General features: G+C 66.3%; 10 protein-coding genes. 6 read left to right on the plus strand and 4 right to left on the minus strand.

The genetic code is table 11. From position 1 onward, the window contains the following. The first annotated feature begins 284 nt into the window (after positions 1–284). A complete protein-coding gene (locus DKK67_RS15335) occupies positions 285–2855 on the plus strand; it encodes a GcvT family protein (RefSeq protein ID WP_111497384.1) in 2571 nt (856 codons plus the stop codon). Between the two features lie 167 nt (positions 2856–3022). After that, a complete protein-coding gene (gbdR, locus tag DKK67_RS15340; RefSeq protein ID WP_228160671.1) occupies positions 3023–4168 on the plus strand; it encodes a choline metabolism transcriptional regulator GbdR in 1146 nt (381 codons plus the stop codon). A 13-nt stretch (positions 4169–4181) separates the two neighbouring features. On the opposite strand, the gene DKK67_RS15345 is transcribed toward gbdR, so the two are convergent. Genes DKK67_RS15345 through DKK67_RS15355 form a run of 3 tightly spaced genes read right to left on the minus strand, consistent with a single transcriptional unit; the run spans position 4182 to position 8288 of the window. Next, positions 4182–5918 (minus strand): formate--tetrahydrofolate ligase, encoded by a 1737-nt coding sequence (locus DKK67_RS15345; RefSeq protein ID WP_111497385.1) that lies wholly within the window; start codon positions 5916–5918, stop codon positions 4182–4184. A 54-nt stretch (positions 5919–5972) separates the two neighbouring features. Then, the gene (locus DKK67_RS15350; protein ID WP_111497386.1) at positions 5973–6896 is read right to left on the minus strand and encodes a methylenetetrahydrofolate reductase; all 924 of its coding nucleotides are present in this window, start codon (positions 6894–6896) and stop codon (positions 5973–5975) included. Between the two features lie 30 nt (positions 6897–6926). Beyond that, complete coding sequence (locus tag DKK67_RS15355) at positions 6927–8288, minus strand: glycine cleavage T C-terminal barrel domain-containing protein (protein ID WP_111497387.1); 1362 nt, start codon at positions 8286–8288, stop codon at positions 6927–6929. A 269-nt stretch (positions 8289–8557) separates the two neighbouring features. On the opposite strand from DKK67_RS15355, the gene DKK67_RS15360 reads away from it, so the two are divergent. Both DKK67_RS15360 and fhuB read left to right on the plus strand, forming a co-directional pair. Further along, on the plus strand, positions 8558–9427 hold the full coding sequence (locus tag DKK67_RS15360; RefSeq protein ID WP_111497388.1) for an ABC transporter substrate-binding protein: 870 nt from the start codon (positions 8558–8560) through the stop codon (positions 9425–9427). After that, the gene (gene fhuB, locus DKK67_RS15365; protein ID WP_111497389.1) at positions 9424–11418 is read left to right on the plus strand and encodes a Fe(3+)-hydroxamate ABC transporter permease FhuB; all 1995 of its coding nucleotides are present in this window, start codon (positions 9424–9426) and stop codon (positions 11416–11418) included. Before DKK67_RS15360 ends, fhuB begins: the two co-directional genes overlap by 4 nt. 100 nt (positions 11419–11518) lie before the next feature. Here the strand turns inward: fhuB and DKK67_RS15370 are convergent, their stop codons facing one another. Then, on the minus strand, positions 11519–13723 hold the full coding sequence (locus DKK67_RS15370) for a TonB-dependent receptor (protein WP_111497390.1): 2205 nt from the start codon (positions 13721–13723) through the stop codon (positions 11519–11521). A 458-nt stretch (positions 13724–14181) separates the two neighbouring features. Between DKK67_RS15370 and DKK67_RS15375 the strand changes: the two genes are divergently transcribed. Both DKK67_RS15375 and DKK67_RS15380 read left to right on the plus strand, forming a co-directional pair. Next, the gene (locus tag DKK67_RS15375) at positions 14182–14535 is read left to right on the plus strand and encodes a tRNA-binding protein (protein WP_111497391.1); all 354 of its coding nucleotides are present in this window, start codon (positions 14182–14184) and stop codon (positions 14533–14535) included. 104 nt (positions 14536–14639) lie between these two features. Beyond that, positions 14640–15512, plus strand: coding sequence for an oxygenase MpaB family protein (locus DKK67_RS15380; RefSeq protein WP_111497392.1), 873 nt, complete (start codon positions 14640–14642; stop codon positions 15510–15512). Positions 15513–15591: the final 79 nt, after the last annotated feature.

Here is a 15591-nt window from a genome sequence, read left to right on the forward strand (position 1 = left end):
TGTTATCGGTTTTTATCAAGCATAGCGGAAATCGATGCCGGTTCCTTTCAGACCATTGGTTCCGCCTCCGTTTCCGGGAGTGACCGCGGGTTCTGCGGAAAGTTGCAGACATCAGGTTCCCGTTCCCGAAAACCGCCATGCCGTTTTTGGTTGATTGTGTGTCGCATTCGTTCAGCCAGCGGTGGCCAAAGGCTTTCAGATTGAGAACAGGCAGGTGGGCCGGATGCGGTCACACCGGTTGTTATCAGCGGCCGCCGCGGGTGGCCCCAGTCGCAGGTGATCCTATGGCTCAGCTTCCGGAAAGTGCAGACGTCGTCATCATCGGTCAGGGCGGCATTGTCGGGGCCTCCGTGGCCCACCACCTGATCGGGCAGGGCTGGACCAACATCGTGGGCCTGGAGAAATCCGCCATTCCCACCGACATCGGCTCCACATCCCACGCTTCGGATTTCTGTTTCACCACCTCCCACGACAAGCTCAACATCTACACCACCCGGTACAGCCAGGCGTTCTACGCCAAGCGCGGCAACTATCTGCAGAAGGGCGGTATGGAAGTGGCTCACGTGGACGACCCGGAACGCATGGACGAGCTGCGCCGCAAGGTGGCCTCCGGCAAGGCGTTCGGCAGCAACGTCAGCCTGATCACGCCGTCCCAGGCCAAGGAACTGTTCCCGCTGGTGGACGAGACGAAAATCCAGGGCGCCCTGTGGGACCCGGACGCGGGCCTGGTGGTGCCGCGCTCCCAGAAGGTGGCCGGCGACCTGGTGGACGAGGCGGTGGCCAGCGGCCACCTGCAGGCGTTTGCCAACACCCCGGCCCGGCGCATCGACGTGCAGGACGGCCGGGTGTGTGGCGTGGAAACCGACCGCGGCTACATCCGCGCCAACTACGTGGTGCTGACCATCGGCATCTGGGGGCCGCTGATGGCGAACACCGCCGCTGCGCCCTTGCCGTTGATGCCGGTGGAACATCCGCTGCTGTTCTTCGGACCCTACGACGCACTCAAGGGCACCGGCGAGGAGATGGTCTGGCCGCTGTTCCGCGATCAGGGCAACTCCGCCTACGTGCGCGACACCGGCGACCCGTCCACCACCGAAGGCGGCCACGTGGAGTGGGGCTATTACGAGCCGGACAATCCCCGCCTGGTTAACCCCTGGGACATCGCCGAGCCGGGCGATGCGCGGCTCTCCCCATCGATGCGCGATCTCAGTCTGGAGCAGGTGATGTCCGCCTACGAAAAAGCCATCGAGATGACCCCCATCCTGGGCGAGTTGGGCTGGGAGGAGAAGCGTTCCTTCAACGGTCTGCTGTCGGTCACGCCCGATGGCGGTTCCATGATCGGCGAGACGCCGGAAGTCCGGAATCTGTGGTTCTGCGAGGCGGTCTGGGTCAAAGACGGCCCCGGCGCTGGCAAGGTGCTGGCGGACTGGATGACCACCGGCCGCGCGCCGATGGACCCGCACAGCGTCGACATCGCCCGCTTCTACCCGGTACAGAAGCGACCGGGTTACGTCTATGACCGCTGTTACGAGACCGCCAAGAAGATCTACACCCCGGCGGTGCATCCGCGCGAGCCCTACGAGAGCGGCCGTCGCCTGCGCACCAGCCCCTTCTACCTGCGCGAGGTGGCACTGGGCGGGTACTTCATGGAAGCGGCGGGCTGGGAGCGGGCTCATGGCTACCAATCCAACGAGGCCACCCTGTTAACAAAGTACCGGGATCGTATCCCGGTGCGGGAAAACGAGTGGGATGCGCGCCACTTCTGGGAGGTTTCCAACGCCGAGCAGCTGGAGATGAGCGACAACGTGGGCATGATCAACCTGTCCCACTTTGCCATCTACGACATCGCCGGCCCGGACGCCGAGGCCCTGCTGGAATACCTGTCGGTGGCCAAGGTGGGCGGCACCACGCCGGTGGGCAAGGGCGTTTACACCCATTTTCTGGACAGCGTCGGCGGCATCCATTCCGATCTCACCATCGTGCGACTGGAGAGCGATCGCTACCGGGTGATCTGCGGCGGCGACACTGGCCATCGTGACCTGGTCTGGATCAAGCGCCGGGCCGCAGAGAAGGGCTTTAACGATTACGACGTGGAAGACCGCACCGACGCGCTGGCCACGCTGGGGCTCTGGGGGCCCAACGCCCGGGCCACCCTGGAACCGTTCATGGACGATCCGGACGAACTGTCCGATGAGCGTTTCCCGTTCGCCACCGCCCGCAACATCTGGGTGCAGGGCATCCCGGTCTGGGCGTTTCGAATTTCCTACGTCGGCGAGCAGGGCTGGGAGCTGTACGTGCCGTTCAGCTACGGCCTGCGCCTGTGGGATCTGCTCTACGAAGCTGGCGTCACGCCGGTGGGTATCGAGACCTACGCCAATACCCGGCGTCTGGAAAACAGTCTGCGCCTGCAGAATGTCGACCTGGAGACCGACTACAACCTGTACGAGGCGGATCTGGCCCGGCCCAAGGTGAAAGAGGCGGAATTCCACGGCAAGGCGGCGTATCTGGAGCAGCGCGAGCGAGCCCACCAGCCGGCCTACCTGTGCACGCTGACCCTGCTGGAGAACCGGGACGCCAACGGTGTGGCGCGCTACCCGGTGGGGCAGTGGCCGATTCTCGATCCCGACTCCGGTGAGGTGCTGGTGGACAGCGAAGGGCGCCGATCGTACAACAGCAGTGTCGCCTTCGGGCCCTCGGTGGGGCAGACCATCCTGCTGGGCTACATCCCCCACGAATACGCCCAGGAGGGCCGGGAGCTGCTGCTGGAATACTTCAGTGAACACTATCCGATCCGCATCGAATCGGTTGGCTATCGCGGTCTCTACGATCCGGACAACGCCCGTCAGCGTTCCTGAAGGGCGCGACAACGAAGCCGGTACACCGCCGGCTTCGTGCGTTGTTGCGTGCGTCTGTCCGCAAGGCTTGCGAGCCGGGTTGTCGGGGATTATTGTCAGGGAATGAACCGCTGTCCCGCAGGGCGGGGCAGCCAGCCGGGACCGGTGCGTCCCGAGGGGGTGATGGCGTGACCCAACCCAACCGCAATCCGACACCCGGGGCGGGGCCGGCCACCTACCGGGTCGGCTTCCTGCTGATCGACAACTACACGCTAATGGCTCTGGCCAGCGCCATCGAACCGCTGCGAATGGCCAACCAGCTGGCCGGATCCGAGCTCTACAGCTGGCAGCTGGTCACCGATGGCGGGCGTCCCGCCCGCGCCAGCGACGGTATCACCATCATGCCCGATGCGGCCCTGCCCGATGCAGGCCCTTTCGACCTGGTGATTGTCACCGCCGGTATCGACGTCACCAACAGCTTTACCAGCCGCGAGGTGACCTGGCTGCGGCGCCAGGCGCGTCGCCAGACCACCCTGGGCGCCCTGTGTACCGGCGCCTATGTGCTGGCCAGCGCGGGATTGCTGGATGGCTACCACTGCAGCGCCCACTGGGAGTGCCTGGCGGCGCTGCAGGAGGGGTTCCCGCGGGTTCATTGCAACAACCGGCTCTACACCCTCGATCGCGACCGCATGACCTGCACCGGCGGCGAGGTGCCGCTGCACATGATGCTGGGCATGCTGGCGCGGCGCCATGGCCAGGCCCTCGCCGACGCGGTGTCCGACATGTTCATCTGCGATCGGGTGCGGGAGGACAGCGAACAGCAGCCGTTGCCCCTGCGCCACCAGATTGCCGTGGCCCAGCCCAAGCTGGCGGAAGTGGCCCAGCTCATGGAGGCCAATATCGAGGAACCCATCGAGTTGCAGGAACTGGCGCTGCTGGCGGGGATTTCGCGACGCCAACTGGAGCGGCTGTTCCTCAAGCACCTGGGCTGCACGCCGTCCCGATACTATCTCAAGCTGCGGCTGGACCGGGCGCGGCGCCTGCTCAAGCAGACGTCCTGCTCGATTGTCGAGATCGCCTCCATGTGCGGCTTCGTCTCCGCCACCCACTTCAGTCGCTGTTACCGCAAGTATATGGGCACGGCGCCCAAATCAGCGCGCGGTACCCTGTGCCCGCTGCCGCAGTCGGGCAGCAGCGCGCCCCTGTATGGCTTCGAGCTGCGCTCGCCCGCCGCCGAGTCCCTGTACCGGGCGCGGGTGGAGCCCACTTACGGCGTGTTCACCTACATCCCGGGCTCCGACGACGTCGGTAACAACAGCGGCCATTCCGCCTAGTCGCGTCTTGGCATCAAACCAGGCCGTAGATATCGCCATCGGCATTGAGCCCCATGTTCAGTGCGGCCGGGTGCCGGGGCAACCCCGGCATGGTCATGATGTCGCCGCAGATGGCCACCACGAAACCCGCACCGGCGCACAGCCGCGCCTCGCGCACAGGCAGCACGTGGCCCGTCGGTGCGCCGCGCCGGTTGGGATCGGCGGAGAAACTGTACTGGGTCTTGGCGATGCACACCGGCAGGTGGCCGAAGCCCATCTGTTCGAAATCCGCCAGTTGCCGCGCCGCGGCCGTGGACACGTCGATCCCGGCTGCGTCATAGACCCGGGTGGCGATGGTTTCGATCTTGTCTTGCAGGGAGGCGCAGTCCGGGTACAGCAGCTGCACGTCGGGTGAGCCCTGGGCCAACTGGTCGAGCACCGCCTGGGCCAGTTCGGTGGCGCCGTCGCCGCCTTCCGCCCAGTGACTGGCCACCACCGCCGGGACCTGCCAGTCGCGGCACAGGTCGCGTACCGCCTCCACCTCCGCTTCGGTGTCACCGGGGAAGTGGTTGATCGCCACCACTGGTGTCAGCCCGAAACTCAGCAGGTTGCGGATATGCCGTGTCAGGTTGGCGCCGCCGGCGTACACGGCCGCTACATCCGGCGTGTCGAGCTGTTTGCGGGCCACGCCGCCCTGCATCTTCAGGGCGCGCACGGTGCAGACCAGCACCACCGCGTCCGGCCGCAGGCCGCTCTGGCGGCATTTGATGTCGATGAACTTCTCCGCCCCGAGATCGGCACCGAAGCCCGCTTCGGTCACGACGATGTCGTTCAGGTTGAGGGCGTAGCGGGTGGCCATCACTGAGTTGCAGCCGTGGGCGATGTTGGCAAACGGCCCGCCGTGGATGAACACTGGATTGTGCTCCAGGCTCTGCACCAGGTTGGGCTGCAGGGCGTCGCGCAGCAGGATCGCCATGGCGCCGTCGGCGCCCAGTTGCGCCACGGTGACCGGCGACTGGTCCCGGCGCCGTCCGACGATGATGCGCCCCAGCCGGGCCTGCAGGTCGGCGGTGTTGTCCGCCATGCAGAGGATGGCCATCAGCTCCGAGGCCACCGTGATATCGAAGCCGGTTTCCCGGGGTACGCCGTGCGCGCCGCCCCCCAGACCCACCACCAGGTTGCGCAGGGCGCGGTCGTTCAGGTCCATGACCCGGCGCCAGGTGATGGTGCGGATGTCCAGGTCCGCCTCGTTCCCCCAGTGGATGTGGTTGTCGATCAGCGAGGCCAGCAGGTTGTGGGCGGCGGTGATGGCGTGGAAGTCACCGTTGAAGTGCAGGTTGATGTCCTCCATGGGGATCACCTGCGCCCGGCCACCGCCGGCGGCACCGCCTTTCATACCGAAACAGGGGCCCAGCGACGGTTCACGCAGACACACCGACGAGCGCGCGCCGAGGCGGTTCAGGCCGTCGTTCAGACCCACGCTGGTGGTGGTCTTGCCCTCGCCGGCCGGGGTCGGCGTCATGGCGGTGACCAGTACCAGCTTCCCGTTGTGGGCCGGGTCCGGCAGACCCACGTGCTTCATGTTGATCTTGGCCTTGTAGTGGCCGAACGGCACCAGGCTGTCCGCCGGCAGGCCAAAGCGCTGCTGGGCCAGCAGCAGGATCGACTGGGGCTGTACCGCCCGGGCGATCTCTATGTCCGGTGTACCCGGCGGCGGCAGCTCCCGGGCCAGGGGCGCGAGGCTGGGTTGTTCGTTGTATTGAAGGCTCACGGTGGTGTCCTCCTGGCCTGAGCTGGACTCAGGGGTCCGGTTGCGCAAACCGCCTCAGAGACTGTTGCGGTTCGCCGCCTGATGCCGCTGTGACGCTTCCTGTTCCAGGCCGGTCAGCCACTCGGAAGCGCGCTTGAGGCCGCCAAACGGGAAGATGTGGATGCCCCGGAACAGTGTCATGGGCTGTTCCACCTGGTGGCGGGCCAGGGCATGGACCAGTCCGTCGGGTGTCCAGGCGCGCAGCAGCCGGGCGGTTTCCGGATGCCGCAGCAACGCCCGCGCGGACACGCCGACACCGCACTGGGCGGCGTAGGCCATCAGCGTGCGCAGCTTGGTGGGCCCGGCCAGGCCGACGTACACCGGCAGGGGCGAGAGATACTGTTCCGCCGCTTCCAGCCAGTCGATGCAGATGTCCGCCTCGAACGTGAACTGGGTGACCACCCACATGGCCGTGTCGGTAGCGGCTGCGTAATCCCGCTTGATGCGCAGCGCCTCCATCAGCTCCGGGTGCCCCGCCACCGGGTGGCCGTCCGGGTGACCGGCCACCCCCAGGGCGAAGGGTTTGTCCCGCAGCACCCCGGCGGTCAGCAGCGCCAGCGAGTCGGCGAACGGGCCGGCCGGGCTGGGACGGTCGCCGGCGATCACCATCAGGTGGCGCACGCCGGCCAGATCCAGCCGGTCCAGCCATTCCTGCGCCTGCAGGTGGCTTTCGATCGCCCGTGCCGGGAAGTGGGGCACCGGCACCAGGCCCAGGTTCACCAGTCGCTGGCAGGCCTCGATGCTGGCGCCGTAGTCGGCGTTGGGCAGGAAGGGCACGTAGACCGACGTGCCCGGCGACAGCCAGTCCTGCAGATCATCCGTGGCCTGGATCTGGCGCGGCGTCAGCTCGATGGAGGCGCCGCGCGCCAGAGTGGCCAGCACCTGGTCGCAGGCGCTGGCGGTGGCCGGATCGGGTTGCTGTTCGTGCACCAGTTCCATCACGCAATCACCCCTTGCGGTCGCACCGCGTCAGTCGGCGAAGTCGATGCCCTTGGACCGGGCGCGCTCACGGGCGTTCGGGTTCACCGAGGGCCGGAAGGGCACTTCCACGACCGTCGCCGCCACTTCCAGCGAGCCATCGGGGGCCGCGTATTCCGGCGGTAGCTTCACGGTTACCGCGGTGCCCAGATGGCGCAACTCGTAAGGCACGTAGCCCAGCGCGATGTTGCTTTGCAGCTCCGGCGAGTACCAGGGCGAGGTCACGTAGCCCACTGCGTCGGCGCCGGGTGACTCGCTGATCAGCCAGAAATCGTTGGCGTAGTCGGTCACCGGTGTGCCGCCGAAGGCCAGGCCCACCATGATCTGCCGGAACGGCGGCTGACCCGCCTCGATCTGGGCGCGTACCGCTTCCAGATGCGCCTTGCCGATGTAGTCCGCTTCCTTGTTGCGCGGTACCTGGTAGGCCAGGTTGCACTGGAAGGGCAGGGTTTCCTGGTCGATGTCCTGTCCCCAGGAGAGGATGCCCGCGGCGATCCGGCGATGATGCGCGGGCGCGATCACCCGCAGGTTGTGCGGTTCACCAGCACGCAGCACGGTGTACCAGAGATCCTCGGCGTGGAGCGTGGCGTCACGCAGATAGATCTCGTAGCCCTTCTCACCAGTGAAGCCGGTCTGGGAGACGATCACGTCATGCCCGGCCACCTGGCCCGCCATCAGGCCGTAGTAGGGGAGCTGGCGCACCTCGTCGCCGAACAGGTCCACCATCAGAGCTTCCGACTTGGGGCCCTGGATCTGCACCGGTGCCACGTCGATCTCGGCGATGCTGACGTCGAAACGTTTGCCCAGGTTCACGCCCCGTAGCCACAGTTCCAGGTCGCTGTCGGACAGGGAGAACCAGAACTCGTCCTCGGCGATGCGCAGCAGTACCGGGTCGTTGAGGATGCCGCCGTCCTCGTTGCAGAGGATCACGTACTTGCCGCGCATGGGCTTGATCCTGGTGGCGTCGCGCGTGATCACGTAATTCACGAAGGCTTCCGCGTCCGGCCCCTTGACCTGGATCTGGCGCTCCACCGCCACGTTCCAGAGGGTGACGTCGTGCACCAGCGAGTCGTATTCGACCATGGCGCCACCGTCTTCCGGGTGGACGTAGCCGCGCGGGTGGTACATGCGGTTGTACACCGTCGCACGCCAGCAGCCGGCCTCGTAGGACAGATGCCAGTAGGGGGACTTGCGCACCCGGGTGGAAATCAGCATTTCCACCGGTGTCGGCCCGGACTGGCGCAGGTTGATCGGAACCCGCCGGTCGGACTGGTCGACACCGTCGGGCTGGCGCGCGGCACCGGCGCGCTGGTGAGGGTAGTCCTGCAGTGCCTGTTCGAACTGGATCGCCATCGCCGCCTCCTAGCTGTTGCGGTTTCAGATGGCTCTAATGTGGGCTGTATTGTCGTTGCCAGTATGGACAGGCGCGACATGGAAAAGACTGAAAACGGCACCGGGCGGGTTGTCGGTACTTGATCCAGGTCCGCAACTGAGAATCACTATCATTGAAATCCCGGGCGATTCCGGTATCTTGGAGCGCCGGCGCGCGGCGCCCGCGCGAGTTGACTCCCGATCACGACCCCGGTCCGCCGACGTCCCGGCACTGATGACAAGGCTTCCCGATGTTTCGATGTTTCCTGCGTCCACTTTTCGCCGTTCTGGTGCTGATGCTGTCCGCGACGGCCCATGCCAGCGATGCGCCCCGTATTGCCACCGTGGACTGGACCCTCACCGAAACCCTGCTGGCCCTGGGCGTCACCCCTGTTGGCGTGGCTGAGACCGACGGCTATCGCCGCTGGGTGGAGGCGCCCGCGCTGCCGCCGGAGGTGATCGACATCGGTCTGCGTTCCCAGCCCAACCGGGAACTGCTGGCCGGCCTGAACCTGGACTTCATCCTGATCTCACCGCTCTACGGCGCGCTGGAGCCGGTGGTGTCGCAGATTGGCCCGGTGGAATCCATGACCATGTACGGCCCGGGCGGCGACCTGTGGCAGCGGATGCAGGACATCACCCTTCGGCTTGGCAGGCGCGTCGGGCGAGGGACGCAGGCGCGGACGTTGCTGGCGGGGCTCGATCACCGTCTGGATCAACTGCGCAACGCGTTCGATCGAACCCAACAGCGCCCGCTGCTGGTGGTGCAACTGATCGACGATCGTCACGTGCGGGTCTATGGCGACAACAGCCTGTTCGACATGGTGCTGCAGCGGCTGGGCATCGCCAACGCCTGGCCCGGCCAGACCAATCACTGGGGCTTCGCCAACGTGGGCGTGGAAGCCCTGGCGACGGTAAACGAGGCCCAACTGGTGGTGGTCGAACCCGTACCTCAAGGCGCCGCCGAGGCCCTGTCGGACAGCCCGGTCTGGCGGCGTCTGCCAGCGGTCCAGGCCCACGGCGTGCTGACCCTGCCGGCGGTGTGGAGTTTCGGCGGGCCGTCGTCCGCGGCTCGTTTCGCCGACCTGCTGGCGAACGCCCTGCTGGAGGAAGACCAATGACGGCGGCTGTGTTGCGATGGACGCCGGGGCGGGCCTGTGGGCTGCTGGCGCTGGCCTGCCTGGTGCTGGCCGGCTTCTCGCTGGCGCACCAGTTGCCGTCAGTTTCACCCATGGCCTGGCCCGCCACGCTGCTTTCCAACAGTGCCGACAGCATCCGCCTGACCCTGGTTCACTACAGCTGGCTGCCGCGGTTGTCGATTGCGTTGCTGGCCGGAGCGGCCCTGGGGCTGGCCGGTACCCTGATGCAACAGACCCTGCGCAACCCGCTGGCGTCGCCCACCACCCTCGGCGTGGCCAGTGGGGCGCAGTTGGCGATGCTGCTGGCGACGCTCTACGCGCCGGGCCTGATGGCCCTGGGCTCGCAATGGGTCGCCATGGCCGGCGGCGGTCTTGCGCTGCTGCTGGTGTTTGCGCTGTCCTGGCGCAGCGGTCTGGCGCCGCTGGTGGTGGTGCTGGCGGGACTGGTGATCAACCTGTACCTGGGCGCACTGTCCACCACGCTGGTCCTGTTTCATCCGGATGCCCTGCAGGGTGTGATGGTGTGGGCCGCCGGCTCCCTGTCCCAGAATGACTGGGACGGCGTGATCGGGCTGCTGCCGGAACTGGTGGTGTCCGGCCTCCTCGCCGCGATGCTGGTGCGTCCGCTGGCGGTGCTGGATGTGGGCGCGACCCAGGCGCAGAGCCTGGGTGTGTCCCTGCGCAAGCTGCGGTTCTTCGGGCTGGGGCTGGCGGTATTCATCACCGGTTGCGTGGTGGGCACGGTCGGCATTATCGGCTTCGTCGGTCTGGCGGCGCCGGCCATCGTGCGCCTGCTCGGCGCGCGCACCCTGGGCCAGCGGCTGTTCTGGGCGCCGGTTCTGGGGGCGTTGCTGCTCCTGGCCACGGACCTGTTGTTGCTCAACCTGGCCGACACCTTGCCGACCTTGATCCCCACCGGCGCCATGACCGGTGCCCTGGGAGCGCCGATACTGCTGTGGCTGATTCGTCGTCTGACCCATGGCACCGGTCGCGTACCGAGCACGGAAAAACAGAGCGTCGGCGCCGGTCTGGGCGGACGCGTTCGGCTGTGGCACGTCGGCGTCCTGTTGGTGCTGGCCACGATCATGGCGCTGGTGTTGAACCGGGGCATGGACGGCTGGCAGCTTGCGGCCTGGACCCAGTGGGATGCCATTCAGCAGTGGCGCCTGCCGCGGGTTTTGGCGGCCGCCGGGGCTGGCACCCTGCTGGCGCTGGCCGGCACGCTGGTACAGCGGGTGTCGGCCAATCCCATGGCCAGTCCCGAGGTCCTGGGCATCAGCGGCGGCACCGCCATCGGTTTGATCGTGGTGATTATGACGGTCCCCGGCGTGGGCATGCCGACGCTGGTGGTGGCCGGCTTTCTCAGCGCCCTGGCGACCCTGGCGGTGCTGCTGTTCCTGAACCGGCGCAGCGGTTTCCAGCCGGATCGCATGCTGCTGACCGGCATCGCCATCACCGCGTTGTTCGAACCCCTGCGCACCCTGATCCTGGCCAACGGCGATCCGCGCGGCCAGCAACTGACCGCCTGGATGTCCGGTTCCACCTATTACGTCACCCTCTCCGGAGCGATACCGGTGGTGATCCTGGCGATTGTGATGGCGCTGATCCTGCCGCAGTTGCGGCGCTGGCTGGAGTTGTTGCCGCTGGGCGCCACCTCGGCCCGGGCCCTGGGGGTGAACGTGGACCGGGCGCGTCTCGCGCTGCTGGGTCTCGTCGCTTTCCTCACCGCCTGTGCAACGCTGATCGTCGGGCCGCTGAGTTTCGTCGGCCTGTTGGCGCCGCATCTGGCGCGACTGCTGGGGTTTGCCCGCGCCCGTGAGCAGGTGATCGGTGCGGCCCTGCTGGGCGCGGTGCTGATGGTTGGTGCCGACTGGCTGGGGCGGCAGGTGTTGTTTCCCGAGGAACTGCCGGCGGGTCTGGTGTCCGCGCTGATTGGCGGCGGCTTCTTCCTGTGGCGTTTGCGCAAGCTGTAAGCGGAATGGGCGCCGGCGGCGCGATGGGGCAGGACTGTGTCAGGGGCAGGGCAATAAAAGCGGAAGGGCACCGCCCGCCCGGGCGGTGCCAGAGGCCGGCCTAGAAGTTGAATTCCGCCGATACCTTGTAGGTGCGCGGATCGCCCTGGGTCAGGTAACCGCTGGAGGATGCGGACGCCCAGTAGTTCTCGTTGGCGACGTTCTCCACATTGAAGCGCCAGACAATGTTGGTGCTGTTCACCGGCATTTCGTAGCGCAGGCCCAGATCGACACGGGTCCAGGCGTCGACCTCCAGCTCGTTCTCGCTGTCGGCGTACTGCGGCCCGTTATGCACGACCTTGCCCAGTGCCGTCAGGTGGCGCAGGAAGGGCATATCCCACTCGCCGCCCAGGACGTAGCGGTATTCCGGCACGCCGATGGCATCTTTGCCTTCCAGGTTTTCATCGACCGAGTTGGTGATTTCCGGGTCCAGCCAGACCGCGCTGGCCAGCAGGCGAACGTTGTCGAGAGGCTGGCCGTAGACGTTGACTTCCACGCCCCGGTTGCGCTGCTCGCCGTAGTACTCGTAAGTGCTGTCGTCGCTGCTGACCGCGGCCACCGGCTTCTCGATCTGGAAGGCGCTGACCGAGCCACCGATGGTGCCGTAGTCAAACTTGGCGCCGACCTCGGTCTGCTTGGCTTCAACCACGCCGAGGACGTGACCGGCGTTGCTGATGGCGACATAACTGCCGTTGACGTAGGTGCCTGAGGGCGCCTGTTCGCCCGGCAGCAGCGATTCCATGTGGTTGGCGTACAGGGAGACGCCTTCGAACGGCTTCACGACCAGGCCGTAGGCCGGGGTCATGGTGTAGTCGGCGGCGCGGTCGCTGAACGCGCCCTGGTAGTCGTAGTTCGTGACCTCCACTTCCTGGTAGCGCGTACCCAGGGTCAGCAGGACGCGATCGTCGATGAAGCCGAGGGTGTCGGCCAGGGCCACGCCGTTGGTGCGGGTCCGGCTGCGCACGTTGGGGTCGTTCATGTCACCGTCGGACCATTCCGTGGCTGGGTAGGCGACATCGGCCGGATTGTAGATGTTGGTATCGGCCGGGGTCAGCGACATGGTATAGGCGGAACTGGTGCGGCGGTAGACCCCTGAGTACCCCAGGTTGATCTGATGGCTTACCGGCCCGGTGGCCAGCTCCCCGCGCAGTCCGGCCTGGCTGCCGATGCTCTTGGCGTCGTAGGGGACGGTCAGGCGGGATACGGTGGCGCTGCCGTCGGTGTCGGTGACGGTGGGCGAGGCGTAGTCACCGGATTCGTGGGTGTTGTTTCCGCCGACAGCGGCGTAGGCCGTCCAGGCGCTGTTCAGGTCGTACTCGCCGCGCAGCATGGCGAAGGTGGTTTCCAGGGTGCTGCCGGCCCAGTCGGGGGCGTAGTTGGTATCGGCGTCCGGAGCGTCCGGAATTTCGGTCAGGCTGTCGTCGATGTAGACGATGGAGCGGCCGCCTTCGATTTCCTGTTTCTGGTAGCCCAGATCCAGGGAGGCGCGGAAACGGTCGCCACGATAGTCCAGGCCGGCTGCCGCGGCACTGACGCTGCGGGACTCGTCGTCGATGGCCGTGTCGCCGTCACCGGCCTTGGCGCTGACGCGGGTCCCCCACTGGTTTTGGTCGCCGAAGCGGCGGGCGACGTCCAGGCCGACTTCACCGTAACCGTCGGATTCGAAGCCGGTGGTCACGCGGGTCAGCGGCTCGTCGCCGGCGCGCTTGGGCTCGATGTTGACGATGCCGCCGATGCCGCTGGAGCCCGGGGCGATACCGTTGGTGAAGGCGTTGGCGCCCTTGAAGATCTCAATGCGCCCGGCCAGGCTCATGTCGATCACCTGACGCGGCAGTACGCCGTACAGGCCGCCGTAGGCGATGTCCTCGCCGTTCAGCTCGAAGCCGCGAATGTAGAACTTCTCCGCGTAGTTACCGTAACCAAAGCCGCTCTGGACGGAGGCGTCGTTTACCAGCACGTCCGCCAGGGTGTCGGCCTGCTGGTTTTCCACCAGCTTTTCGGTGTAGCTCACCACGTTGAAAGGCAGGTCGGCGGCGTCCTGTTCGCCCAGCAGACCGGCGCGGGCACCGGCGGCGACCTGGCCGCCGGCAAAGGCCGGCGCCGGGGTGTCGCCCTCGGCTTTCTGTTCGTCGCTGACAACGATGGTGTCGAGGGCGGTGGCTTCGCTGTTGTCCTGCGCCTGTACGGCAAAGGGGGCAAGGAAAGACGCGGTGGCGATGGCGGTGGCCAGCGACCGGCGTGAAAATTGGATCGGATTGGGGTGCATGGGTACAGCCTTATGCAGTGATGGGTGCCGCGTCGCGGCACGTGCTGAAAGCTTCCGGGGTTTGAGGGCGGGCGGAATCCGGGCAGCTCCGGCTGCCGGGTTTGGTCAATGCCTTCAGTCGATGCCTGGTAAAGGGAAACCGCCCATCATCCATGATGTCGAACGCGTGCGTGATTCTACATAAAAGTGAGAAAGATTTGCATTTGCGTTGTTGATCGATGCGATGTCCGGCGCTGTATCATGACGCCCACCGCAGGCAGAATCCTCGGACAGCGTGTAAGCTAGTGTCCCGTCTGGTTAAGTCACTGATCTATTGAGTCCCATGAACGCCATGAACGCCATGAGAGCAAGTCGGGGTGACGCCTTGGCCAGAGCCGCCAACGATAAACCGTCGGTCAGCGAATGAACCTGACGGGATAGCCGGCAGCCTGTGAATTTTGCCATTAGGGAGTGAAGCCATGTCGCAACAGGAAGCAGACACCATCAGCTGGAATGATTTCGAGAAAGTCGAACTGCGCGTCGGCACCATCGTCGAGGTGCTGGAATTTCCTGAAGCCCGGCGCCCGGCCTACAAGCTGCAGGTGGACTTCGGGCCGGAAATCGGCGTGCGTAAATCCAGCGCCCAGATCACGGATCACTACAGCCGCGAGGAACTGGTGGGCCGACAGGTCCTGGCGGTGACCAACTTCCCGCCCAAACAGATTGGCCCGATGCGCTCCGAGTGTCTGGTGACCGGCGTCCCCGATCGCGACGGCGCCGTGGTGCTGGTGTCGCCGGATCAGCCGGTGGAGAACGGGGTTCGCCTGTTCTGAAGGCGCCGGCGCACTGGGACGATCCGGCCCGCCGCTCGTACAGAACCGTAGGGCGGATCGGGCCCGCTACCTGACGTTGATGGGAAGTGGCTGGACACAAGGCGATGGACATATTGAGAGCGCGCGTCGAACAGCAGATCATGGCCCTTTCCGGGCTATCTCTGGGCGGCATCGACTACGAGCAGCCGCCGGGAGATCCGGGATTATTCGGCCCTGGCAGCGTTTGCTGGCAAGTGCACGCGGACTTCCCATCCATGCTCTGCGGCGGCATCGGCGCCCTGATGCTGCAGATGATGCACCCGCTCGCCCTGGCCGGCGTGTGGGACCACTCCAACTTCCGTGAGGACATGTTGGGCCGTCTGCGCCGCACCAGCCAGTTCATTGCCGGCACCACGTTCGCCGCGACCGCCGACGCCGAACGCCTGATCGAACGGGTGCGCCGGATTCACGCGGGCATCACCGGCGTCGCGCCGGACGGTCGCCCCTACGCGGCCAGCGATCCTGAACTGCTGGTCTGGGTGCATGTGGCGGAAATGCGCAGCTTCCTGGAAGCCTATCTGCGTTACCGCAATCCGGATTTGAGCCGGGCCGACCAGGATCGCTATTTCGATGAGGTGGCGCGTATCGCCGAGGCTCTGGGGGCGCACGATGTGCCCCGGTCCCGGCAGGCGGTGGAAACTTATCTGGAAAATATGGCGCCTGAGCTCGTTTTCGACGAGCGCACGGCCGAGGTATTGCAGTTGCTGCGCACCGCGCCGGCGCCCAACCTGACCACCCGTCCGGTGGGCCGATTGATGGTGCAGGCGGGAATCGACCTGCTGCCGGACTGGGCCCGCGCCCGGGCGGGGCTGCAGCGCAGCACGCTGCAGAGGAAACTGGTGGAGCGGAGCATGAAACCGTTGGCCGGAACCTTGCGCTGGGCCTTGCAGAACGGTGCCTCCCACCGGGCGCGGCGGCGCATGGCGCTGGCGGGTTAACGAATCATCCTTCCTGCCCGGGTACGCCTCCTGCCTTGTTGATTTCCGACTAGACTGAAAAGTCGATGCTGCCAGTGAC

Origin of the sequence: Marinobacter bohaiensis (assembly GCF_003258515.1) — a bacterium.
Classification (GTDB): Bacteria; Pseudomonadota; Gammaproteobacteria; order Pseudomonadales; family Oleiphilaceae; genus Marinobacter_A; species Marinobacter_A bohaiensis.